Genomic DNA, 23,379 nt, shown 5'->3' on the forward strand with positions numbered 1-23,379 from the left:
GCCCCAGGACCTGCCCGGCGCCCCGAAGCCTCCCGTCTGGAGACACGATGAGCAACGCCCCCGGCCCGGCGGCCGCTTCCGGCCCGACCGGCCTGTCCGACGAAGAGGTCGCGGCACTCGACGCACACTGGCGGGCCGCCAACTACCTGACCGTCGGCCAGATCTACCTGATGGCCAACCCGCTCCTGACCCGGCCGCTGGCCCGGGAGCACATCAAGCCGCGCCTGCTCGGCCACTGGGGCACCTCCCCCGGACTGAACCTGGTCCACACCCACCTCAACCGCGTCATCCGCTCGCGCGGAGTCCAGGGCCTCTGCGTCTGGGGCCCCGGCCACGGCGGCCCCGCCGTCCTCGCCAACTCCTGGCTGGAGGGCAGCTACTCGGAGACGTACCCGGACGTCACCCGCGACGCCGAAGGCATGGGACTGCTGTTCGAACAGTTCTCCTTCCCCGGCGGGGTGCCCAGCCATGTGGCACCCGAGACACCCGGCTCCATCCACGAGGGCGGCGAGCTCGGCTACGCCCTCACCCACGCCTACGGGGCCGCCCTGGACCACCCCGGGCTGATCGTCACCTGCGTCGTCGGCGACGGCGAGGCCGAGACCGGACCGCTCGCCGCGTCCTGGCACTCCAACAAGTTCCTCGACCCGGTGCACGACGGTGCCGTCCTCCCGATCCTCCACCTCAACGGGTACAAGATCGCCAACCCGACCGTGCTCGCCCGCCTCCCCGAGACGGAGCTCGACGCCCTGCTGCGCGGCTACGGCCACGACCCGCTGTACGTCGGCGGCGACGAGCCGATCGGCGTCCACCGGGCGATGGCCGCCGCGATGGACCTGGCCGTCGACCGGATCCGGGAACTCCAGGCGGCCGCCCGCACCGGCGGCGACACCCGCCGCCCGCACTGGCCGATGATCGTGCTGCGCACCCCCAAGGGCTGGACCGGCCCGGCCGAGGTCGACGGGGTGCCCGTCGAAGGCACCTGGCGCGCCCACCAGGTCCCGCTGCCCGGCGTCCGGGACGACCAGGAGCATCTGCGGCAGCTGGAGGAGTGGATGCGCTCCTACCGGCCCGAGGAGCTCTTCGACGCGTCCGGGCGGCCCAGCCCCCAGGTACTCGCCTGTGTACCCGAGGGCGACGCCCGGCTCGGCTCGACCCCGTACGCCAACGGCGGTCTGCTCCTGCGCGATCTGCCGATCCCGCCGCTGGACGACCACGCCGTCCGGGTCGACAGGCCCGGCACCGTGCTGCACGAGCCGACCCGGGTGCTCGGCGGTCTGCTGGAGGCCGTCATGGCCGCCACCGCCGAGCGCCGCGACTTCCGCGTCGTGGGCCCCGACGAAACCGCCTCGAACCGGCTCGACGACCTCTACGACGCCACCGCCAAGGCCTGGCAGGAACGGACGCTGCCGACCGACGAGCACCTCGCCCGCGACGGACGCGTCATGGAGGTGCTCTCCGAGCACCTGTGCCAGGGCTGGCTGGAGGGCTACCTCCTCACCGGCCGGCACGGCCTCTTCTCCTGCTACGAGGCGTTCGCCCACATCGTCGACTCGATGGTCAACCAGCACATCAAATGGCTCAGGACCTCCCGCCGGCTGGCCTGGCGCCGCCCCATCGCCTCGCTCAACTACCTCCTCACCTCGCACGTCTGGCGCCAGGACCACAACGGCTTCTCCCACCAGGACCCGGGTTTCGTCGACCACATCCTCAACAAGAGCCCCGAGGTCGTACGGGTCTACCTGCCGCCGGACGCCAACACCCTGCTCTCCGTCGCCGACCACGCGCTGCGCAGCCGCGACTACGTCAATGTGATCGTGGCCGGCAAACAGCCGTCCTTCGACTGGCTCACCCTCGACCAGGCCCGCGCGCACTGCGCCCGCGGCGCCGGTGTGTGGGAATGGGCGGGCACGGAGGACGGCAGCCGCGCACCCGACGTGGTGCTCGCCTGCGCCGGCGACGTACCCACGCTGGAGACACTGGCCGCCGCCGACCTGCTCCGCACCCACCTGCCGGAACTGGCGGTACGCGTGGTCAACGTGGTCGACATGACGCGGCTGCTGCCCCGCGAGGAGCATCCGCACGGGATGCCGGACTCCGAGTACGACGCGGTGTTCACCAGGGACACCCCCGTGATCTTCGCGTACCACGGCTACCCCTGGCTGATCCACCGGCTCGCCTACCGGCGCGCGGGTCACGATCAGCTTCATGTGCGGGGCTACAAGGAGGAGGGCACCACCACGACGCCCTTCGACATGGTGGTCCGCAACGACCTGGACCGCTACCGGCTGGTCATGGACGTCATCGACCGGGTACCCGGCCTCGGCGTCCGCGCCGTGGCGGTGCGCCAGGCGATGGCGGACGTCCGCACCCGCCACCACGCCTGGATCCGCGAACACGGCACGGACCTGCCCGAGGTGGCCGACTGGACCTGGAGCGGCTGACGGCCGCCCCGGTTCGCCCGGTGGGGGCTCAGCGGCCGACCGCGCGTGCCAGCTCGGCCTTCGTCATGCTCGACCGGCCGTGGATGTTCTTCTTCTTCGCCTCTTCGTAGAGCTGGTCGCGCGTCGGCCCCTGTGCCCCGCTGTGGGAGCGCAGACCGCCGCGCCGCGAGGACGACATGTCCTCGATGGAGGTACGGCTCGCCGTCCTCGACTCACCGGCACGGGCGCGTGCCTTGTTGACCGTGCGGGCCGCGATCTCCTCGGCGCGGTCCTCGCTCACCCCGCGCTCCTGCGCGCTCTCCTTGATGTGCTCATACTGCCGCTCCCGCTTGGCATCGGATCCGCGTGGCATGGTGGGGTCACCCTTCTCTCCGGGACCTGCCCCGGGGCCCGGCGGGCCCCTCCCCAGTCTCCCAGCGACGCCCCGGGCCCGCATGCCTGAGACATGCGGGCCCGGGGGAGGGGTACGGCGTCGCGCCGGTCCGTTCAGTAGCGCAGCGCCGCCGCGATCCTTCCGTGCTCGGCGAGCGAGCCGTCCGGGAGGAAGACCACGTCGGCGCCGCTGTCCAGGGCCGCCTCGACGAGCTCGTCCACGATGTCCTCGCGGACCGTGCCGTCCGTGAGGTCCGCGCCCTCGCCGCTCACCGGCTCCAGGTGCCCGCCCGTCACCCGGACCGTCTGCTGGAAGTGCTCCTCCACCGCGACCAGTCCGGCACGGCCCTCCCGTACGGCCGCCCACACCTCGTCCAGACCGCCGGCGAAGGCACGGCGGCCACGGGCCTCGTCCAGCTTGCCGTCGACCTCCGCGGCGAACCGCTGCTGCCGTTCGTCGAGTGCCGGCCGCAGCTCCTTGAGCAGCTCGCTCGGTGACATGTCGGCGGGCACCCCCTTGGTGACCCGGCCGACGGCCGTCCTGGCGCCCTCCCCGACCTCGTCCAGCAGAGCGAGGGCGGGGGCGAGGCCCACCAGATAGAGCGGGCGGGGGTCCTCGGCCAGCACCGCGCGCAGCTTCTCGTCGACCGTGCGCAGGAAGGTGCGCGTCTCCTCGTCGCTGAAGGTGCTCGGGGTGTCGCCGATCTGCTCCTCGCGCTGCGGGTCCGGCGGCTCCTGGGGAGCCGTCAGCGGGAACCCGCCGCCGGGCTCCTCGCGCAGGGCGTCCGCGGTGCCGCTCCACAGGACGGCCCGGTCGGCCGACACGGTGAGGGCCCAGAAGGGCTGGGCCTGTGCCTTCGCGGCGACCAGATTGCGGGTCAGATAGGTGTCGCTGAGCACCACGCGTTCGGGCGCGGTGCGCGGAAGCTGCCAGATCTGGTGCTCGTCGGCGGTCACGAGGAGGACCAGGGCGTCCAGGGCCCGCCGGGGATCCACCTCGGTGACCGCCCGGTCGAGTTGTTCCCCGAGCGCGGTCCGCGCCTCGCGGGTGACCGCGGGGTCCGCCTCCAGCCGCCCGGCGGCCTCGGCCACCAGGTTGCGCAGCCGAACGGTGTCCTGGGCGTTGTCCGGAGCGCGGCGGTGCGTCGGCATGGTCAGGGACACGGCCGGATAGGGCTTGACCGCCCGCAGTCTCTGCAACAGGCCGGCGGTCAGGGCATCCGTATCCATCGTTCTCTCCCAGGGGTTTCGGCCGGAATCCGCTTCCGAGCGAAGCGGTGCACTGGACGAGTCAATTCATACCTTTTGATCCTAATATGGGCGAGTTCTCCACTGTCTGTCCCCGGGAGGTGCGTGCGATGCCCACGACCTTCCGCACGTCCCCGGACGGTCCGGGGCGGGCGCACCCGACGGCCGGGGCCGGGTGAGCCCCGCCGCCGGCGCCGTCACCGACGCGCTGCGCGAACTGCACACCCGGTTCGCGCAGCTGCGGGACGGCCGGCTCGCCGACTACATCCCGCAGCTGGCGCGGGCCGAGCCGGACGCGTTCGGGCTGGCGCTGATCAGCATGGACGGCCACCGCTACAGCGCGGGTGACGCCGGCACCCCGTTCACCATGCAGTCCGTGTCGAAACCGTTCGTCTACGCGCTCGCCCTGTCCGTCCTGGGGCTCGACGACGTGTGCCGCTGGGTCGGCGCCGAGCCCAGCGGGGAGGCGTACAACGCCATCAGCCTGGAACCGGACACCGGGCGGCCCGACAACGCCATGGTCAACGCGGGGGCCATCATCACCACCGCGCTGATCCCGGACACCCCCGACGCCCCGAGGTTCGAGCGCATCCTCGACTGCCTGGGCCGCTTCGCCGGCCGGCGGCTGGACGTGGACGAGCAGGTGTACGCCTCCGAGGCGGCCACCGGCGACCGCAACCGCGCCCTCGCCTATCTGATCCGGAGCACCGGACCGCTGCCCGTGGACCCGGTGGCCGCGGTCGAGACGTACTTCAGGCAGTGCGCGGTGCGGGTCACCGCGCTGGACCTGGCCGCGATGGCCGCGACCCTCGCGAACGGCGGCGTGAACCCGCTCACCGGCGACGCGGTGGTCCCGGAGCCGGTCGCCGCGCAGGTGCTGGCGGTGATGGCGACCTGCGGCATGTACGACGCCTCCGGCGAGTGGCTGCTGCGCGTCGGGCTGCCGGCGAAGAGCGGTGTGTCCGGCGGGCTGATCGCCGCCGGCCCCGCCCGGTTCGGCCTGGCCACGTACAGCCCCCGGCTGGACCCGGGCGGCACCTCGGTACGCGGGCGGGCCGCGCTCGGTGCCCTGTCGGAGAGGCTGGGGCTGCACCTGATGCACAATCCGGCGCTGGCCGCCTCCACCGTCACCCTCGTCGCCACCGCCGTCGATCTGCCCGCGGCCGGGGGCGCCCCGAAGGAACGCGCCCTGCGCGAACGGGTCGGGGTCGTGGCCGCCCAGGGGGCCATCGACTTCACCGCGGCCGAGCGGGTGCTGTACGCGCTGGACGAGTCGCGCACCCGGGGTGCCGGGCCGGTCGTGCTGGACCTGGGGCAGGTGACCGGCGTCGACCGGGTAGCGCGGGCGATGCTGCGCAGCGGGCTCGGCCGGATCGCGGCGGACGGCGCGCGTACCGCCGTCGCCGACCCGGCGCGGCGGCTCGCGCTGCCCGGCCCCGGACGGCGGGACGCGCCGACGGCCCCGCGGTCCTTCGCCACCCGTGAACAGGCCGTGGCCTGGTGCGCCGGCGGCCCGGCGGGCTGAGTGCCCCGGCCGGTCCGGCGGATGCCCGCCGGACCTCCGGAGCGGCGGGGTCTACCAGATGGACTCGACCCACTCGGGGTGATCGATGAACGGGTTCCGATTGTGCTGGTACTGGTCGAATATGACGTCGTTGCGCCGCTTCTCGAAGGTGTCCGGCGGGTCCTCCTGGCTCCACGCCTTCAGCACCGACAGCCGGCCGATGTTGGGCGCGGAGCCGTTGTTCACCTTGTCGTTGGGCTCCAGGTCGGGGAAGGCGTCGTCGCCCTCGTAGCGCACCGCCATGTAGAGCAGCATGCGCGCGACATCGCCCTTGACCGCGTCGCGCGGCTCGAAGGAGTCGCTGTCCGTGTAGTTGCCCGGCGCGCCGCTGACCGCGCTGCCGCCGTTGTCGAAGTCCTTGTTGCCACGGATCGAGTTGACGGTGACGTCCTCCGGGCGCAGGTGGTGGATGTCGGTGCCGGGGCCGGTGGCGGTGCCGAAGTTGCCGTGCGACTTGGCCCAGACGTGCTCGCGGTTCCAGTCGCCGACCGAGCCGCCGTTGGAGTTCTTGGACTGGGAGCGGCCGGTGTAGAGGAGGATCACGTTCGAGCTGTTGGCGGGATCCTCGTCGGTGTCCTTGAGGGCTTCCCAGACCTGGCTGTAGGAGAGCTTGGTCTGGTCGCTGATGATCTCGTGCAGGGCACTCTTCAGCGCGGTCCCGCTCTTGCCGAGGGCGTCCTGGTAGTACGTGTCGTCGAGTACCCGCAGCGGTGACGCGGTGGTGGGCGCGGCCCCGGGTGTGGCGGCCGGGGCGGCGGCCGCGGTGCCGCCGAGTATCGCGAAGGCGGCAAGGGTCGCCAGCAGTGGGCGCCGGTAACGAAGGTGACGACGGGACATGTGGGGTGTCCTCTCCGGAAATGAGTGCGCCACGACACCGTCACAAGGTGGGGGGCGGCGCCGCGGCGGTCGTGTGTGGTACGTGGTACGCGGGAGCCTTCCACACGCACCGTGACCGTGGTGTGAACAGCGTGTACCTATCATGTGCAGGTCAAGTGATGGCTCGATCCCGGCGCCGGGAGAGGTTCGGGAGGCCTCGGATGCGGCCGGCCGGGCGCGGGGCGAGAATGACCGAAAGGACCGAGGAGGCGGCATGAGCGACGAGCCCGAATCCGTATCCGCATCTCGGGGAGTGACTCCCGACAGCCTCTTGCACACCGGCGGCAGTGATCACCCGTCGGCAGAGGACCTGGTGCTCGCCTCCGGGCGGGACCTGACCCCGAAGAACCTCCAGTGGGCCGAGCGCAGGCTCGCCCAGGAGGGCCGCGCGGCGATCGACAAGGTGCTGCCCTAGGTCCGGTGCTGCCCCGGGCCCAGGGGCCGGCGCGGGGAGTGTGTGGGCGCTCCCCGCGGCTCGGCTAGCCTGGGTGGACAATGAACCGTTTGACGACGTCAGGGGCCGGGTTCGAGCTCGCCCGACATCCCGAGGACCCCCGCGACCCGCTCCGTGCCTGGGACGCCGCCGATGAGTATCTGCTGCGCAGGCTGGAAGGGGCCGACGGGGCGGATCCGGTCGATCTGTCGGGTGCCGTGGTCGTGGTGGGCGACCGCTGGGGCGCGCTGAGCACCGTACTGGCGGAGCACCGGCCCGTACAGATCACCGATTCCTACCTGGCGCAGCGCGCGACCCTGGCGAACCTGGGCCGCAACGGCGCGGACGCGGACACGGTGCGCCTGCTCTCGGCCAGGGACACTCCGCCGGACCGCATCGACGTCCTGCTGGTACGTGTCCCGAAGAGCCTCGCGCTCCTGGAGGACCAGCTGCACCGGCTCGCGCCGGCCGTCCACCCCGGCACGGTCGTCATGGGCACCGGGATGGTCAAGGAGATCCACACCTCCACCCTCAAGCTCTTCGAGCGGATCATCGGCCCGACCCGCACCTCCCTCGCGGTCAAGAAGGCCCGGCTGATCTTCTGCACCCCCGGCGCCGGAACGCCCCGTACGCCCAGCCCCTGGCCGTACCGGTACGACCTGCCCCAGGGGCTCGGACCGGTCTCCGGCCGGACCGTCACCAACCACGCCGGGATCTTCTGCGCCGAGCGCCTCGACATCGGCACCCGGTTCTTCCTCGGCCACCTCCCGGTGCGCAGCGGCCCCGACCGGGTCGTCGACCTCGGCTGCGGGAACGGCGTCGTCGGGCTGTCCGCGGCGCTCGCCAACCCCGAGGCGACGGTCACCTTCATCGACGAGTCGTACCAGGCGGTCGCCTCCGCCGAGGAGACCTTCAGGGCCAACACCGGACCGGACGCCAAGGCCGAGTTCGTCGTCGGTGACGGGCTGGCGGAACTGCCGCCCGCCAGTGTGGACCTGGTGCTGAACAATCCGCCGTTCCACTCCCACCAGGCCACCACCGACGCAACGGCCCGCACCATGTTCCACGGGGCCCGCGACGCGCTGCGGCCCGGCGGCGAGCTGTGGGTGGTCGGCAACCGGCACCTCGGCTACCACACCCGGCTCCGCCGCATCTTCGGGAACTGCACCACGGTCGCGGGCGACCCGAAGTTCGTGGTCCTGCGGGCCGTCAGGCGCTGACCCCGCCGGAACCCGTCCCGGCCCTTCCGGATTCTTGCAACACGTTCTACTGTGTGCGCCGCCGCACACGGACGACGCGACCGCGAGACTCCCGGAGGGGCCATGCACCTCGAATACACGCCTGAACAGCAGCAGTTGCGCGCTGAACTGCGCGCCTACTTCGCCGCACTGGTCCCCGACGACGCCTACGCCCGCTACGCCGCCCCCGCGGCCCAGAAGGCCTTCTACCGGGAGACGATCCGCCGCCTGGGCACCGACGGCTGGCTCGGCGTCGGCTGGCCCGCGGAGTACGGCGGACGCGGACTCTCCCCGATGGAACAGTTCATCTTCTTCGACGAGGCCGCACAGGCAGGCGTACCCCTGCCGCTGATGGCCCTCAACACCGTCGGCCCGACGATCATGCGGTACGGCACCGACGAGCAGAAGGCGTACTTCCTGCCGAAGATCCTCTCCGGCGAGATCGACTTCGCGATCGGGTACAGCGAGCCCGACGCCGGCACCGACCTCGCCGCCCTCAAGACCCGGGCGGTGCGCGACGGCGACGAGGCCACCGGCCACTACACGGTCGACGGACAGAAGATCTGGACGACCAACGGCGACACCGCGGACTGGGTGTGGCTCGCCGTCCGCACCGACCCGGACGCGGCACCGCACAAGGGCATCACCATGCTGCTCGTCCCGACCACGGACCCCGGCTACTCCTGCACCCTGATCAACACCCTCGCCTCGCACGACACCACCGCGAGCCACTACGACAACATCCGCGTCCCCGCCTCCCGCCGCGTCGGCGAGGAGAACCAGGGCTGGCGGCTCATCACCAACCAGCTCAACCACGAACGCGTCACCCTCGCCGCCCACGGCACCATGGCGATCCGCGCCCTCCACAACGTCCAGCGCTGGGCGGCCGACACCCGGCTCACGGACGGCCGCCGCGTGATCGACCTCGGCTGGGTCCGCGCCCTGCTGGCCCGCACCCACACCAGGCTCGATGCCATGAAGCTCCTGAACTGGCAGATGGTCTCCGCGGTGCAGAACGCCACCCTCACCCCGCAGGACGCCTCCGCCGTCAAGGTCTACGGCTCCGAGGCCCGACGCGACGCCTACGCCTGGCTGATGGAGATCGTCGGCTCGGCGGGACCGCTCAAGGAAGGCTCGGCGGGCGCCGTGCTGCACGGCGAACTCGAACGCGGATACCGCTCCGCCGTCATCTTCACCTTCGGCGGCGGCAACAACGAGATCCAGCGGGAGATCATCTCGTGGATCGGGCTGGGGATGCCGCGCGTGCGCCGGTGAGGGCGTGCGACCACAGATCCGGGGTGTCACACACCGGGGCCGGCGAGCAGGCGGCATCGGCCGGCACGCCGACCCGTCGTAGGCGGCGCGACAGGGCACGCCCCGGCCGGGCTCGTCGGCCGGGGCGCTGAGCACTCGGTGAGCCGGTCGTCGGGCGCGCGGGCCCGCACGCGACCCACGCCGTCGGAGGCGGGTTCGTGAACGTCTTCCACGACGCGTGGGCCAGGAAGGATGCGCCGGGTCGTCCGAGGCTCATCCAGGTGAACATCGAGGCGAGCCCGGCCGCAGCGCAGGAGGAGCAGGCGTGAGCCGCCGGAGCATCATCCCGCCCGAGGCGGTCGCGCGGAGGCGAGCACCCGGTGTGCCGGTGGGAGGACTGGTCCGGGGCCGGCAACGGGAATTGAGATCTCCTCGCGCGCCCCGAACGCCGTGCCGCGTCGGCGGGCCGTTTCCGGCCCGCCGCGTGGTCACTTCACCGTGACGGCGTCGCCGGTGGCGACGACCTTCATCGTCGTGGTCGTCCCGAGGAAGGCCCAGCGCCAGCTGCCCGAGGCGGTGGCCTTCACCGTGGCCCGGAGGTGGCCCCTGCCGTCCGTGGTCGCCGTCTTCACAGTGCTGTATCTGCCACCGGGCTTCTTGTACTGCAGCTTCACCACCTGCTTGGTGAACGCGTGGTACTTCAGGTCCGTCCAGTTGGCCCGCGACAGCTTTCCGGTGACGGTCAGCGTGCCGCCCTTCCTGACCGGTTCGGGCGTGGCGTCCGTGGTCAGGGTCGCGGCGCGCTTGACCTTGAACAGGGCGATGCGGTCGGAGATCCAGTAGCTGCTGTCGTTGGCCTTGACCGTGGCGTTGACCTGCCAGGTCCCCGCGACCGCGTTGGCGTCCCAGCCCTCGTTGCCACTTCCGTAGAAGTCGATCCAGGTGGGGTCGATCCGCATCGTCGCCGTGCACACGGACGTCGTCGAGCTGGTCTTCCGGCACGTCGTCCCGAGGTGGTCCACGGGCCCGTGACCACCCTTCGTGGTGAACGCGGACACATCGGTGACCCCCTTCACTCCCGAGTTGTCCTTGATGGTCATGGTGATCGGGAACTGCTTGGGGGCCTTGACCCCGACGATCACACTGTTTCCGCCGTTCACCACGGTCTTGACGACCCGGATGTCGCCCCGCCCCTCGGCATGCGCGGCCGGCGCCACCGTGATCCCGATCGCCACCGCCGCCATCACGGAGGCCACCGGCATTCTTCTGTGCATGTCCCACCCCTGTTCTCCCCGCCCGATGGCAGGGAGGGACAGATTAACGATCACCTCGCGCGGGCCGCGCCGGCCCCGGTCGCCGGTCTCCTCCCGAGCTGGGCCGATGTGGTGCAGCAGGGACGGCACCAGGCCGTCCGCCGGAGACAGCCGCCCGTGCGCGGATCCATGTGCTCTGCGCGCAGCCCGTCTGGATCGCCGGGGTCCGGGCGCCCCACCTGCGGGCGCCGCATCCGCGCGCCGTACGCGGCGTCGTGCAGAACTCGGATGCGCGGGCCCGCTGCGGCGGCGCGTCGCGGCACTCGCCCACCGGTCAACGCCCCTGTAGGCCCACGAGCTCCACGGCAGCCCCGACGCACCGGTGCACACCGCCCGCGCACCGCCGGAACCGTGCTGCGCCGCATCCCCGCCCGGCTCCGCCGGAGGCTCCCGCCCGGTCACATTCCGAACGCGATGGCCCGGCTCGGTCCCGGCAGCCGCCCCACCCCGTACAGACTGCGCGGCGGGGCCGCCATACTGGACGGGCCGGGGAGGGCGCAGCAGTAGACAGCAGGCAGAACAAACGGGGGCGACAGCAGGCCATGGCGGACACCAGGCTGATCCAGAGCCGGTACCGACTGCTCGATCTGATCGGGCGCGGAGGCATGGGTGAGGTGTGGCGCGCCCGCGACGAATCGCTCGGCCGTCAGGTCGCCGTCAAGTGCCTCAAGCCCCTGGGATCCCAGCACGACCAGTCCTTCACCCGCGTCCTGCGCGAACGCTTCCGCCGCGAGGCCCGGGTCGCCGCCGCACTCCAGCACCGGGGCGTCACCGTCGTCCACGACTTCGGCGAGCACGAGGGCGTCCTCTACCTGGTCATGGAACTCCTCGACGGGCGCAACCTCAGCCAGCTCCTGGAGGACAACAAACAGCACCCGCTACCGGTGCCCGACGTCGTCGACATCGCCGAACAGGTGGCCGACGCCCTCGGCTACACCCACCAGCAGGGCATCGTGCACCGCGACCTCAAACCCGCCAACATCATGCGGCTGGCCGACGGCACGGTGAAGATCTGCGACTTCGGCATCGCCCGGCTCGGCCACGACATCGGCTTCACCTCCCGCCTCACCGGCACCGGCATCGCCATGGGCACCCCGCACTACATGTCGCCCGAGCAGATCAGCGGAGGCCAGATCGACCACCGCAGCGACCTCTACTCGCTGGGCTGCGTGCTGTACGAGATCGCCACCGGGGTACCGCCGTTCGACCTCGACGACGCCTGGGCCGTCCTGGTCGGACATCGCGACACCCAGCCCCGGCCGCTGCGCACCCACCGGGCCGAACTCCCGGGCTTCTTCGACCGCGTCGTACTGGAACTGCTGGCCAAGACCCCCGAGGAGCGCCCCTTCGACGCGGGCGACCTCAGGCAGCGGATCGCCGTCGGCCGTACCGGTGAGCAGCCGCACCTGCCGCCCACCGGGCAGGTACCGCTGGCACCGCCCGTTCCCGTTGTACGCCCGGGGCAGCAGCTGCCTGCCTGGGCCCACTCCATGACCGTCGGGCACAGGGCGACCGGCACCCACTCCGGGTTCGCCCCGCCCGATCACTGGGCCGGGCTCACCGGTGAGTGGACCACCGGCACCGATCTGCGCGGACCGACCGGCGAACTGCCGCCGGTCAGGACCGAGCGGCCCACCCCGTCGCCGGAGCTGCTGTCGGTCCTCGCCAGCCGGCACAGCGCGGGACTCAACCTGGGCCGCCTCGGCCACTGGGAGGAGGCCGGCGAAGTACACCGCGCGGTCGCCGCCGAACGGGAGCACGCCCTCGGCCCCGACCACCCCGACACACTCGCCAGCCGGTACGAGATCGGCTTCACCCTCAGCCGCACCGGACGTGTCCCGGACGCCCTGCGGGAGTTCGACCGCGTCGCCCGGGGCCGTGAGCGCACCCTCGGCCCCGACCACCCGGAGACCCTGGCGGCCCGCCAGGAGACGGCGTACGTGCTGGGCCGGCTCGGCCGGCACTTCGAGGCCCATCAGGTGTACGCGACGGTTCTCGCCTCCCGGGAACGGTCGATGGGCCCCGACCACCCCGACACCCTGCGCTGCCGCCACAACCTCGCCTTCAACCTCGGCCGACTCGGGCGCCTGGAGGACTCGTACCGGATGGCCAGGGACGTCGCGTCGGCCCGCAGCCGGCTGCTGGGCGCAGACCACCCCGACACCCTGGTCACGTTCTACGAGGTGGCGTACACCCTGGGACGGCTGGGGCGCTGGACGGAGGCCCTGCAGGCGTACCAGGAAGTCGCCCGGGCCCGGTCGCGGTCGCTCGGCGCCGACCACCCCGACACGCTCTCCGCCCGCTACGAGGTCGGCATCAGCCTCGGCCGGCTCGGCCGCAGCGCGGAGGCCCTGGAGCTGTACCGCGCCCTCGTGGCGGACCGGACCAGGGTGGGCGGTTCCACCGACCCGGAGACGCTCCGCGCCCGCCACGGCCTCGGCGTCAACCTGGGGCGCCTCGCCCGCTGGGAGGAGGCGCTGACCGAAGCGCGCGACGTGTGCGCGATCCGCGAACGCGTCCTGGGCCCCGACCACGCCGACACCCTCGTCAGCCGCCGAGAGGTCGCCGTCGGCCTCGGCTGGCTCGGCCGCTGGGCCGACGCCCTCACCGTCTACCGCACGGTCGCCGCGGCCCGAGACCGGCTCCTGGGCCCGGGCCACCCCGACGCCCTCGCCGCCCGCAACGACGAGGCCCACTGCCTGGAACAGCTCGGCCGGGGAACGGAGGCCGTGGAGCTGTACCGGCAGGTCGCGGCGTTGCGCGGCGGACAGCAGCCACCGCACTGAACGGGCGCCGCGGCTCTGGTCAGCAGTGAGCGCGCCGTGCTACGAAGGGTCATGCCCGCACCCGACAGCTATGACGCAGTGATCGTGGGCGGCGGCCACAACGGTCTGGTCGCCGCCGCCTACCTCGCCCGTGCCGGACAGTCCGTCCTGGTCCTGGAACGCTTGGCCACCACCGGGGGAGCGGCGGTCTCGACCCGCCCCTTCGACGGGGTCGACGCCCGCCTGTCGCGCTACTCGTACCTGGTGTCCCTGCTCCCGCGGAAGATCGTCCGCGAGCTCGGACTGGACTTCACGGTGCGGAAGCGGACCGTCTCCTCGTACACCCCGACCGTGCGCGGCGGCCGCGCCACCGGCCTCCTCGTCGGCGGGAAGGGGACCGGGGACTCCTTCGCCGCGCTCACCGGATCCGACCGCGAGTACCGGGCGTGGGAGCGGTTCTACGGCATGACCCGGCACGTCGCCGAACGCGTCTTCCCGACGCTCACCGAGCCGCTGCCCGACCGCGACGCGCTGCGCGGGCGGATCGACGACCCGCAGGCCTGGCGGATGCTCTTCGAGGAGCCCATCGGCGTCGCCGTCGAGCAGAACTTCGCCGACGACCTGGTGCGCGGAGTCGTCCTCACCGACGCCCTGATCGGCACCTTCGCCGACGCGCACGATCCCTCACTGCTCCAGAACCGCTGCTTCCTGTACCACGTCATCGGCGGCGCGACCGGCGACTGGGACGTCCCCGTCGGCGGGATGGGCGCGCTCACCGACGCCCTGGCGAGGGCCGCCCGCGAGGCCGGGGCACAGATCCGGGTCGGGCACGAGGCGACCCGGATCGACACCGACGGAACACGCGCCGAGATCACCGTCCGCTCGCCCGGCTCCGAACACGTCGTCGCGGCCCGCAAGGTCCTGGTCAACGCCTCGCCGCAGGCGCTCGCCGCCCTCCTCGGGGACGAACCGCCCGCCCCGGCGGAGGGCGCGCAGCTGAAGGTGAACATGCTGCTCACCCGGCTGCCCCGGCTCCGCGACCGCTCCGTCGACCCGCGCGAGGCCTTCGCCGGTACGTTCCACATCGCCGAGGGGTACGGTCAGCTCGCCGACGCCTACCGGGACGCGGCTGCGGGGCGGCTGCCCGCCGCCCCGCCCTCCGAGATCTACTGCCACTCGCTGACCGACCCGTCGATCCTCGGTCCGGATCTGGCAGCCCGGGGCTACCAGACCCTCACCCTCTTCGGTCTGCACACCCCCGCCCGGCTCTTCGCCGCCGACAACGCGGCGGCCCGCGCCGAGCTGCTGGCCGCGACGCTCGCCGAGCTCGACGCGCACCTGGAGGAGCCGGTCACCGACTGCCTGGCCCGCGACGAGAACGGGGAACCGTGCATCGAGGCGAAGACCCCGCTCGACCTGGAGCGGGACCTGCGGCTGCCCGGCGGCCACATCTTCCACCGCGATCTGGCCTTCCCGTACGCCACGGAGTCCACCGGCCGGTGGGGGGTGGAGACGGCGCACGCCAATGTGCTGCTGTGCGGGGCCGGCGCGGTGCGCGGCGGCGGGGTCAGCGGGGTGCCCGGCCACAACGCCGCGATGGCGGCGCTGGGCCGGTGACCGTGGTGCGCTACCCGCCGAACACGCCCCGCAGCGCGCCGAGCTTGCGCGGCAGGTCGTACTCGGCGCCACCCTCGTGCCCGTTGTACGGGAACACCTCGATCTCGGCCGGACCCGCATAGCGGTGGTAGGCGGCGAACACCGTGGACGACGGGCAGATCTTGTCCATCAGGCCGACCGAGAACCACGCCGGGGCACTCGCCCGCGCCGCGAAGTTGACCCCGTCGAAGTAGGACAGCGTCTCCATCGCCTCGTCGATCCGGAAACGGTGCCCGGACAGCCAGCGGGCGATCTCCGCGTACGGTCCGGCGTCCGTGATCTGCGAGGCGCGCCGGTAGTGGCAGAGAAACGGCACATCGGCGACGGTGGCCGCGATGTCGTCCCGCAGCCCGGCGACGGCCAGCGCCAGCCCGCCGCCCTGGCTGCCGCCGAGGACGGCCACCCGGGAGGCGTCCACCGCCTCATGGACCTTCGCCGCGTCGACCGCCCGCACCGCGTCCGTGATCAGCCGCCGGTAGTAGTGGCGGTAGGGGTCCTCGATGCCGCGGGTCAGGAAGCCGGGCGAGGAGGAGCCGTGCCCGTCCGGGCCGATGTCCGGAGTGTCGGCGGTGTTCTTGCCGCCGCCGCCCTGGCCCCGGTTGTCCATCACCAGATGGGCGTAGCCGAGCGCGCTCCAGGTCAGCCAGGAGTACGGGATGCCCCGGCCGCCGTTGTAGCCGATGTACTGCACCACGGCGGGCAGCGGTCCGGAACGCGTCTTCGGCAGCATCAGCCAGGCCTTGACCGGTTGCCCGCCCCAGCCCCGGAACGTCACGTCGAACACGTCGGTGGTCGCGAACCCGGCGTCGTACGGAACGAACTCGGCGTCCAGGTCGTGGCGGGCCGTCTCGGTGAGCGTCTTCTCCCAGAAGGCGTCGAAGTCGGCCGGCTCCTCCGGCTCCGGCCGGTAGTCGCGCAGCCGGTCCAGAGGCATGTCGAACAGCAAGGGTCTAGCTCCTCTTCAGGGTGAGGTTGAGGGTTGCGCCGTGGCGGCCGGTGGTGTCGGCGGTGATCCGGACGCCGTCCTTGGTGGACCGGGCGCTCACGCCCGGATCGGCGGAGACGACGCTCAGGCCACGCTGAGCCAGGTCCAGCACGACCGAGGACCGCAGCTGGGTCGGGTCGGACAGCGACACCTTCACCGTCTTCCCGTCCGGCCGCACCAGCACCGAGGCGGGGCCGTCCGAGGCGAGGTTCCGGACGGAGCCGGCGGTCCAGAAGTTCGCGGCGACCAGCCCGTCCGCGCAGCGCTGCACCGCGTGCACGGCGGTGGAGCGGGCGATCAGCTTCACCGGCGGCGCGGCCGACCACTGCTCGGTCCGCTCGGCCGAGGCGGCCGGGGCCTGGAGCCAGAAGTAGCCGGCCCCGCTCGGTGCGGCACCGTGGTCCTGCCAGAGCGTCAGATACGGGCGGGTGACCGAGGTGTCCGTGCCGTACTTGAGGTTGATCTCGCGCCAGGTCGCGGTGCGCTCCTCGCGCAGACCGTTCAGCGTGGCCGGCTCGGGGAAGACATAGCCGCCGGTTCCGGCCACATGCAGCCACCGGACCTTGTCGAGGCGGGCCGACCAGCCGGCGTCCGTGGGCGCCGCGGCGCCGTTGACCAGCAGGGCCGCCTTCGGGTCGCGCAGTTTCCGGTTCTCCACGACCGTCTCGGCCGTGCCCGCGTCGGCGCCGATGCCCGAACCGACGCAGGCGATCACGTCGTCCAGACAGAACCAGCTCTTCAGCCCGTGCAGCGAACTGCCGTACGCGCGCAGCTCCATGCCGTACGCACCGAGCGTGGTGCCGGGCAGTGAGGTGCCGCCCGTCCAGTCGGCCGTACTGGTGGTGCGCTGCCCCGCCGCGTCGGCCGGGCGGCCCGCGATGACGGTGGTGCCGGGCAGCCGGGCCGGGTCGACGGTCGGCCAGTAGTCCTCGCTGTAGTGGCCGAGGTCGTCGGTGTAGAGCAGGACCATGCCGTCGGAGAGGTGCCAGGCGTGCAGGTTCTCGTTCTGGATCGACTCGTAGTTGTAGATCCGGGACGAGTACGCCGAGATGCCGAGCGCGAACGACGGCCGGTGGTGGGCCGCCTTGTCCATCCGCGGGTGCTGCTTGTGCGCGACCAGCGGCCCCCGCGCCGGCACCGCGGAGGCGATGACCTGCCGGGCGGCGACCAGCGAGGCCAGGTCGGTGACGGCCAGGAAGTCCCGGTAGGTGTCCTCGGCGATCCACTGCTTGACCAGGGAGGTGAAACGGTCGGCCGTCTCGCCGGGGAAGCTCGGGATCAGCCGCACCACCGCCTCGATGACCGTCTGCGCCGACACATGGCCCTGCTTGCTGGGCCGGGCGATCTCACGCCCGCACACCGAGGCCATCACGTCGCCGCGCACCAGCAGCGGGTCGAAGCCGTCGTCGACCCAGCCGCGGATGTTGTCGAGGTCGGGGTCGGTGACCGCCCACTCGGTCCCGGCGAGGAGGTTCAGCAGCCGGGACAGGTTGTTCAGCAGCTCCTTGCCGTACCCGCCGTTGTACGGGTGCTTGTAGTGCTGGAGGAAGGAACCGTCGGAGTAGAAGCCCTCGCCGGTGCCCTCCGCCGCGGCGCTCGCGTCGTTGAAGGCGAGGACGCTGTTGGCGCCCGAACCCTCGACGTCCGAAAGAGCGTCACGGACCCGGGCCAGGTCGCCGCCGGTCCCGGTGAGCACCGCGTTGACGGCGACCACGGTGGAGATCCAGACCCGGTTGGCGCCGGTGGCGATCTGCCGGTCGGCCCGCCAGAGGTTCGGGTCGGGCGTGTAGTGCCGTACGGCCGCGGTGATCCGGCCCAGCCGCTCCGTGCCCAGCACGTCGTACAGCAGCACGGACGCGTCGTTGAGGGCGAGCGCGGAGCCGATCTCCCAGTCCCAGTCGTTGTCGAACCGGGTGTGGCCGGCGCCGTAGCGGTTGGTCAGCATCCAGTCGAGGCCGGCCAGCAGCAGATCGCGCAGCGCGGTGTCGCCGTACTGCGGGGTACCGGGGACGGCCCAGGCGGTCGCGACCGTGGCGAGCCGCTTGAACGATGTCGTCACATGGTTCGAGAGCGTGGTGCTGGTCAGATCGGGGAACAGCCCGTCGGTCCGGGCCGGGTCGAGACCCTTGACCGAGGTGGTCGCGGCCTTGCCGATCCGGGCCACGGCGGCGGCGATCTGCGGGTCCGTCAGGTCGAGGCCGGGCCCACCGGTGAGCAGGGTGTGCCAGCGGGAGCGCAGGGAGGCGGGGTCGTCGGTGACGGCGGCCGGGGCCGTCGCGTGCGCGGTGCCCGTGGCGGCGGTGAGCGGGAGCGCGGCGGCCGCGCCGAGTGCCGCCGCCCCGGCGAGAACGGTGCGCCGGGTGGTGCCCGGAATGGTGCCTGGAGTGGTGCCTGGGTTCGTCATGCGGCCCTCACAGGAGATTTCGGCGGTCGACGGCCGCTGCCAGCGCGGCGTGACCGGAAGGGTTGGGGTGGAGTCCGTCCCCGCTGTCGTACGCGGGCAGCAGCCGTGCCGGGTTCTGCGCGTCGCGCAGTGCCGCGTCGAAGTCGACGACGGCGTCGAAGATCCGGCCGGTGCGCACCGCCGCGTTGATCCGCTGCCGGACCGCTTCGAGCTCGGGCGTCCAGCGGGTCCAGCCGCCGAACGGGGCGATGGTCGCGCCGACCGCCCGCAGCCCGGCGTTGCGCGCACGCAGCACCAGTTGCCGGTACCCGGCCAGGACGAGCGCCGGATCGGTCTGGCTGGGCGGCTGCTGGAGGTCGTTGACGCCGAGGTGGACGAGGACGGTGCGCAGTCCGGGCAGCGACAGCACATCGCGGTCGAATCGGGACTGTCCGCCCGGCCCGAACCTGGCGTCGTCCAGCAGCAGCCGGTTGCCGCTGATGCCGAGATTGGCGACGGCCGAGCCGGGCAGCCGCCGGGCCAGCTGGTCGGGCCAGCGCAGATCGGCGTCGTCGGGTGTGCCGACACCCTCCGTGATGGAGTCGCCGAGCACCGCGATCACGGGCCCGTGCGCACCCGTCACGTCGACGCCCGTCAGCAGGAACACCGAGGTGGTGCGCTCGCCGTCGACGGAGTGCGAGGCGTGGGTGTTGCGGTGGAAGGAGAGCGGACCGGTGGGGCCGGGAAGCCGGGTCTCGACCGTCAGCCGCGAGGCCTCCGGGGCACGCAGCCCGGCGACCGCGTCGCTGGTCAGCGAGGACCCCGCGGCGAGCCACGCCTGCCGCTGCCCGCCGAACGTCACCGGCAGGCCGCCCGCCGTCACCGGGCCGACGAGGACCGGTACCGTGCCGAAGGCGTGCGCGTAGCGCAGCCGGACGTTTCCGCCCGCGGAGAGCCGTACGTTGGCGACGCACGTGCCGTCGGTCAGGCCGGCGCTCGCCACCGTGTCCGTGGCGGTCGGCGCGGTCTGCGCGGTCGCCCACGACGTCGTCCAGCGCGACCGGGCCGTGCCGCCGCCCGACCGCTCGGCCGCCTGCGCCCCGGGCGCCGTGGCCGCGACCGCCGCCAGAGAGGCCGCCGCCGTCAGTACCCCGCGTCTCGCGGGCCCTCGCCCGGTCACTGGGGGCACGCACCCGTCGGGTCGTACTCGCTGCCGTAGGTGCCGACCGCGTCGCCACCGGTGTTGCCGCTCATGGTGTTGGTGCACACCGGACCTTGCGGGGTGCGCATGAACTTGATGCCGCCGCCCGCGTTACCGGTGATGGTGTTGCCGTAAATACTGGTGTTCACGCCGTCGGTCGCGGTGTCACCGCCGAGCCGGATGCCCGAACCCACGTTGTCGTGAATGGTGTTGTAACGGAAGATGTTGCCGCTGCCGCGCGCGTCCAGCCCGCCGGAGCTGGAGTCCTTCTGGCCGCTGCAGTCGTTGTACTCGACGTAGTTGTTGGTCGAGTTCTCCTTCACGTCCACGCACTCGTTGCCCTGGGTGGCGATGGTGTTGTGATGGATGCGGTTGTTCCTGCTGATGTCGGGGGCCGCGTCCGGGGCGCCGTTCGCCCCCTGCTGCTCCGGTGCGGTGCCGAGGTAGATGCCCTCGCCGTTCTTGCCGCCGCCGCCGAACTTGAAGTCGTTGACCCCGCAGTTGGTGATCGTGTTGTCGGAGATGTCCGCGCCGGTCACCAGATAGCGCACCCGAAGGCACTCGTCGGCGGCGTTCTTCAGTGTCATTCCGGTGATGCGCAGACCGCCCACCCCGTTGCCGGGGGTCGTGCTCATGACATAGATGAGCTTGAGGCGGTAACCCGACACATCGGTGGACGACCCGTGCAGCCCGTCCACGGTGAAGCCGCTGAGCGTCGTCGAGTCGTGCTGCACCTGGATGATCCGGGCGTCGCCGGCCCCCTTCACCACGGCGTTCGCCGGGCCCGTGAGGGTGACACCGGCGCGCTTGGTCACCACGTCCTGCTTGTACGTACCGGCGGCGAGGTTCACCACCGCGCCCGTCGGCGCCAGATCGACCGCCTTCTGGATCGTGGCGAGCGGGGCCCCCGCCGACGTACCGGCGTTGGAGTCGCTGCCGGACGGCGACACGTAGTACGCCGTGGCGGCCTCGGCGGCGACGGACGGCGGCGGGAAGGCGAGCGGCGCGCCGGCGGCGAGCGCGGCGACGAGGGTGGTGCGCAGTACACGGCTCATGGGGTGTGCCTCCTGGGGTCTGCGAAGGACAGGGCGAGCAGTACGGGGATGCTGGGGCCGAGGAGCAGGGGCCCCAGCGGTACGACGAGCGAGAGCAGCGCGGCGGAGATCACCGCGCCGAGCAGTGCGGTGCCACGGGCCGCCGACCCGAAGCCGAGGGCCAGCGCACCGCGCGACCAGGTGCGGACCGTTCCGTGCGGCGAGCGGCCCGCCTCGGCCGCGAGCGCCACATGGTGGATGGTGAGGGCGGCCACGATGCCCACCTGCGCGGCGAGCAGCACGAACGTCCACGGCTCCGGACGGCCCAGCAGATGGACGATGTTGGCGGCCAGTACGACGGCCGCCGCGGTGGACGCCAGACAGTGGCGCCACAGGGACCGCCAGTACCGGGGGAAGGCGGTGAAGGTGTTGGTGAAGCATCGGCTGTCACCCTCCGCCCGCCACCGCTGGAGTGCGTGCCCCATCGCGGCGAGCGCGGGAAGCCAGGTCACGACACCGAGCGAGAGCACGGTGAACGCGGCCCCGGCGGCCGCCGGGTAGGCCACGAACTCCAGCCGCCGCAACAGCGTCGGCCAGGTGGACGAGAGGGTTGCCTGCATGGTGATCAGCCGACCTTTCCTGTGTACGGCTCCGGGACATCGAGCAGCACGCGGCCGTCCAGCTCCAGCCGGGTGGCCGCCACCACGTACGGCGCCGAGCCCTCGGCGCCGAGCAGCACCGCCGCCGCGTCCGCCGACACCGAGGCGGTACGGATCCGGCGGGCGACGGGGGACAGGAGCACGGTCTCCTCGCCGAAGGTGACGCCCTGGCCCTGCGTGCACGGCACCCGCTCGGCGGCGGCCGGTGCGGGGCCCGGGACGATCGAGGTGAGGAAGAGCGCGTCCGCCGAGCGGGCGGTCGTCGCGCTCAGGGTGTGCAGGGTGCGGGTGAGCCGCAGCTCCGGCGTGCTGGACGTCGGATTGGCCTCCACCTCGGTGGCCTCGGAGACGACCGAGGCGTCCTGCGGCGCGAACTGCCGCACCAGGGCGGAGGCCGCCCCGGACCGGATCAGCCGGCCGCCGTCCGGCCCCGGCTCGGTGGGCCGGTCGGTCTGCAGCAGGAACGTCCACTCCCGCTCCGTGTCCGCCTCCGCGAGATCCAGCAGCACGAGCCGCCCCGACGGCGTGAACACCAGCGTCCGGTCCAGCCGCCGCACGCCCAGGGCCGGGTCGTACATCGCGGCGATCTCCGCCGTGGCGTGCGCCCACCCGCAGTCGGGACCGGCGAGCACATCGCGCTGCCGGGCCTGCCGCTCGTAAGGGATGTCCTTGTAGACGTGGTAGCGGTCCTCGTCCGCGTATCCCTGGCCGTCCACCAGCAGCAGATTGTGGTGCGCGGCCCGCTTCCGGTTGCTGTAACCCTCGTCGACCGCGAGGAACTCACCCTGCGACACCAGCACGAACGAGCCCGAATCGGGGTGGTGGTGGCCCTGGTTGAGGGTCTCCCAGCCCAGCTCCGCCCGGTGCTTCTCGGAGGTCTCCCACGCCTTGTGGCCACCGCCCGGGCTCGCCTTGAACGAGACGAGCGTGGCGTCGTCGTCCCATCCGGTGCGGGCCGCGAGCAGCCCGAGATCCGGGAAGAACGCCCGGGTCGCGGTGGGACGGGCGCCGGCCACGGACGGGTCGTACCAGAGGTATTCGAGATACGCCTCCGGCAGGATCCCCGGCCGCACCCCGCTCTGTGCCGCCTCCTGCCACAGCAGCTCGCCCGAGGCGAGATCGCCCAGCCACTGGGCCTGGGGAATCCCGTACTGCGCAGCGAGCCGGTAGTACAGGCCGGCGCTGTGTCCGCTGCGCCGGTCGTGGCAGTCGCCGTGGTCGACGTTGAACGCGAAGCCGGGGGCCAGCTGGTGCAGCCGGTAGTGGAAGGTGTTCGGGAGGAAACCGCCCCGCTGCCACCAGTCGATGCCCTCCGCCTCCTGGAGGAGATCCAGGTGAATGGCGAGGAACGGCACTCCGTAACGCCAGTAGACGACCCCCTCGGCGTGCGAGCCGTCGTCCGGCATCAGATCGAGGACCGTGCCGAGATTGTCCTTGGCGCGCTCGGTCCACTCCTCCTTGCCCAGCACATAACCGGCCGTCGCCAGACCGGCGTAGCAGATCCAGTTGTGGTTCTGCCAGTACGAGGACGACCACCAGCGGCCCTCGCTCGCCACCGCGAACTCGTACATCCGCCGCCCCTGGAGCAGCAGCTTGTACCGCAGCAGCGCCCGCACGCCGTCCGGCAGGTCGTCACCGATCCACCGGTAGGCGAGCGAGAGGTGGTGCAGCAGCCAGCCGGCGTCCAGATCGTGGTCCGGCATGTGGGCCTTGCCCCAGTGCGGCAGCCGCACCGCGGCCTCGATCCAGCGCCGGCTCTCCGCCAGATGGACCGGGTCGCCGCTCACCCGGTGGGCCAGCGCCGGGTTGGAGGCGGCCGGGCCGAGCCAGGTGATGCTGGCCAGGGGATGCGTACGGGGCGGAGTCAGCCCGCGGTGGCGGGCCGCCTCCTCGTACAGCCGGGCCTGCTGCGCGGGGCGCGGGCCCGGCGGCGGGGTCGCCGAGAGCAACAAGG

Annotated in this window: 17 protein-coding genes and 1 pseudogene; 8 read left to right on the forward strand and 10 right to left on the reverse strand. The window is 72.4% G+C overall.

From position 1 onward, the window contains the following. Positions 1–47: 47 nt before the first annotated feature. Positions 48–2,444 carry a phosphoketolase family protein gene (locus tag AADR41_RS05090; protein WP_342280160.1) on the forward strand — a complete coding sequence of 799 codons (2,397 nt, stop codon included), beginning with the start codon at positions 48–50 and terminating at the stop codon, positions 2,442–2,444. Positions 2,445–2,472: 28 nt separating this feature from the next. Here the strand turns inward: AADR41_RS05090 and AADR41_RS05095 are convergent, their stop codons facing one another. Both AADR41_RS05095 and AADR41_RS05100 read right to left on the reverse strand, forming a co-directional pair. Beyond that, positions 2,473–2,796, reverse strand: a complete 324-nt coding sequence (locus tag AADR41_RS05095) for a plasmid stabilization protein (protein WP_342280161.1) — start codon at positions 2,794–2,796, stop codon at positions 2,473–2,475. Between the two features lie 134 nt (positions 2,797–2,930). Next, a complete protein-coding gene (locus AADR41_RS05100; protein WP_342280162.1) occupies positions 2,931–4,046 on the reverse strand; it encodes a baeRF3 domain-containing protein in 1,116 nt (371 codons plus the stop codon). 193 nt (positions 4,047–4,239) lie between these two features. Here AADR41_RS05100 and glsA point away from each other — a divergent pair, with 193 nt between their 5' ends. Then, positions 4,240–5,589, forward strand: coding sequence for a glutaminase A (gene glsA / locus AADR41_RS05105; RefSeq protein WP_342280163.1), 1,350 nt, complete (start codon positions 4,240–4,242; stop codon positions 5,587–5,589). A 51-nt stretch (positions 5,590–5,640) separates the two neighbouring features. On the opposite strand, the gene AADR41_RS05110 is transcribed toward glsA, so the two are convergent. Then, positions 5,641–6,465 (reverse strand): endonuclease I family protein, encoded by an 825-nt coding sequence (locus AADR41_RS05110; RefSeq protein WP_342280164.1) that lies wholly within the window; start codon positions 6,463–6,465, stop codon positions 5,641–5,643. A gap of 253 nt (positions 6,466–6,718) precedes the next feature. Here AADR41_RS05110 and AADR41_RS05115 point away from each other — a divergent pair, with 253 nt between their 5' ends. The 3 genes from AADR41_RS05115 to AADR41_RS05125 all read left to right on the forward strand — a co-directional run bounded on the left by AADR41_RS05115 (position 6,719) and on the right by AADR41_RS05125 (position 9,450). Continuing rightward, positions 6,719–6,919 (forward strand): hypothetical protein, encoded by a 201-nt coding sequence (locus AADR41_RS05115; RefSeq protein ID WP_342280165.1) that lies wholly within the window; start codon positions 6,719–6,721, stop codon positions 6,917–6,919. 80 nt (positions 6,920–6,999) lie between these two features. Continuing rightward, the gene (locus AADR41_RS05120; RefSeq protein WP_342280166.1) at positions 7,000–8,157 is read left to right on the forward strand and encodes a methyltransferase; all 1,158 of its coding nucleotides are present in this window, start codon (positions 7,000–7,002) and stop codon (positions 8,155–8,157) included. A 102-nt stretch (positions 8,158–8,259) separates the two neighbouring features. Further along, complete coding sequence (locus AADR41_RS05125) at positions 8,260–9,450, forward strand: acyl-CoA dehydrogenase family protein (RefSeq protein WP_342280167.1); 1,191 nt, start codon at positions 8,260–8,262, stop codon at positions 9,448–9,450. 467 nt (positions 9,451–9,917) lie between these two features. Here the strand turns inward: AADR41_RS05125 and AADR41_RS05130 are convergent, their stop codons facing one another. Continuing rightward, positions 9,918–10,703: a hypothetical protein gene (locus AADR41_RS05130; protein ID WP_342280168.1), complete on the reverse strand. Its 786-nt coding sequence runs from the start codon at positions 10,701–10,703 to the stop codon at positions 9,918–9,920. Positions 10,704–10,983: 280 nt separating this feature from the next. Here AADR41_RS05130 and AADR41_RS05135 point away from each other — a divergent pair. The 3 genes and pseudogenes from AADR41_RS05135 to AADR41_RS05145 form a co-directional block, all read left to right on the forward strand. After that, a pseudogene (locus AADR41_RS05135) lies at positions 10,984–11,249 on the forward strand (oxygenase MpaB family protein); the annotation flags it as partial. A gap of 35 nt (positions 11,250–11,284) precedes the next feature. Beyond that, complete coding sequence (locus tag AADR41_RS05140) at positions 11,285–13,528, forward strand: serine/threonine-protein kinase (RefSeq protein WP_342280169.1); 2,244 nt, start codon at positions 11,285–11,287, stop codon at positions 13,526–13,528. Between the two features lie 51 nt (positions 13,529–13,579). Continuing rightward, positions 13,580–15,124, forward strand: coding sequence for a phytoene desaturase family protein (locus AADR41_RS05145; RefSeq protein ID WP_342280170.1), 1,545 nt, complete (start codon positions 13,580–13,582; stop codon positions 15,122–15,124). Positions 15,125–15,134: 10 nt separating this feature from the next. Here the strand turns inward: AADR41_RS05145 and AADR41_RS05150 are convergent, their stop codons facing one another. The 6 genes from AADR41_RS05150 to AADR41_RS05175 are packed head-to-tail and all read right to left on the reverse strand — an operon-like array spanning position 15,135 to position 23,377. After that, positions 15,135–16,109, reverse strand: a complete 975-nt coding sequence (locus AADR41_RS05150; protein ID WP_342280171.1) for an acetylxylan esterase — start codon at positions 16,107–16,109, stop codon at positions 15,135–15,137. 4 nt (positions 16,110–16,113) lie between these two features. Further along, on the reverse strand, positions 16,114–18,552 hold the full coding sequence (locus AADR41_RS05155; RefSeq protein WP_342280172.1) for a polysaccharide lyase 8 family protein: 2,439 nt from the start codon (positions 18,550–18,552) through the stop codon (positions 16,114–16,116). A gap of 7 nt (positions 18,553–18,559) precedes the next feature. Then, positions 18,560–19,711, reverse strand: coding sequence for an SGNH/GDSL hydrolase family protein (locus tag AADR41_RS05160; protein WP_342280173.1), 1,152 nt, complete (start codon positions 19,709–19,711; stop codon positions 18,560–18,562). Beyond that, a complete protein-coding gene (locus AADR41_RS05165; RefSeq protein WP_342280174.1) occupies positions 19,708–20,787 on the reverse strand; it encodes a right-handed parallel beta-helix repeat-containing protein in 1,080 nt (359 codons plus the stop codon). Before AADR41_RS05165 ends, AADR41_RS05160 begins: the two co-directional genes overlap by 4 nt. Further along, positions 20,784–21,386: a DUF624 domain-containing protein gene (locus AADR41_RS05170; protein WP_342280175.1), complete on the reverse strand. Its 603-nt coding sequence runs from the start codon at positions 21,384–21,386 to the stop codon at positions 20,784–20,786. Before AADR41_RS05170 ends, AADR41_RS05165 begins: the two co-directional genes overlap by 4 nt. Before the next feature lie 5 nt (positions 21,387–21,391). Continuing rightward, positions 21,392–23,377: a hypothetical protein gene (locus AADR41_RS05175; protein ID WP_342280176.1), complete on the reverse strand. Its 1,986-nt coding sequence runs from the start codon at positions 23,375–23,377 to the stop codon at positions 21,392–21,394. Positions 23,378–23,379: the final 2 nt, after the last annotated feature.

This window comes from Streptomyces sp. CLV115 (assembly GCF_038448545.1).
Taxonomy (GTDB): domain Bacteria; phylum Actinomycetota; class Actinomycetes; order Streptomycetales; family Streptomycetaceae; genus Streptomyces; species Streptomyces sanglieri.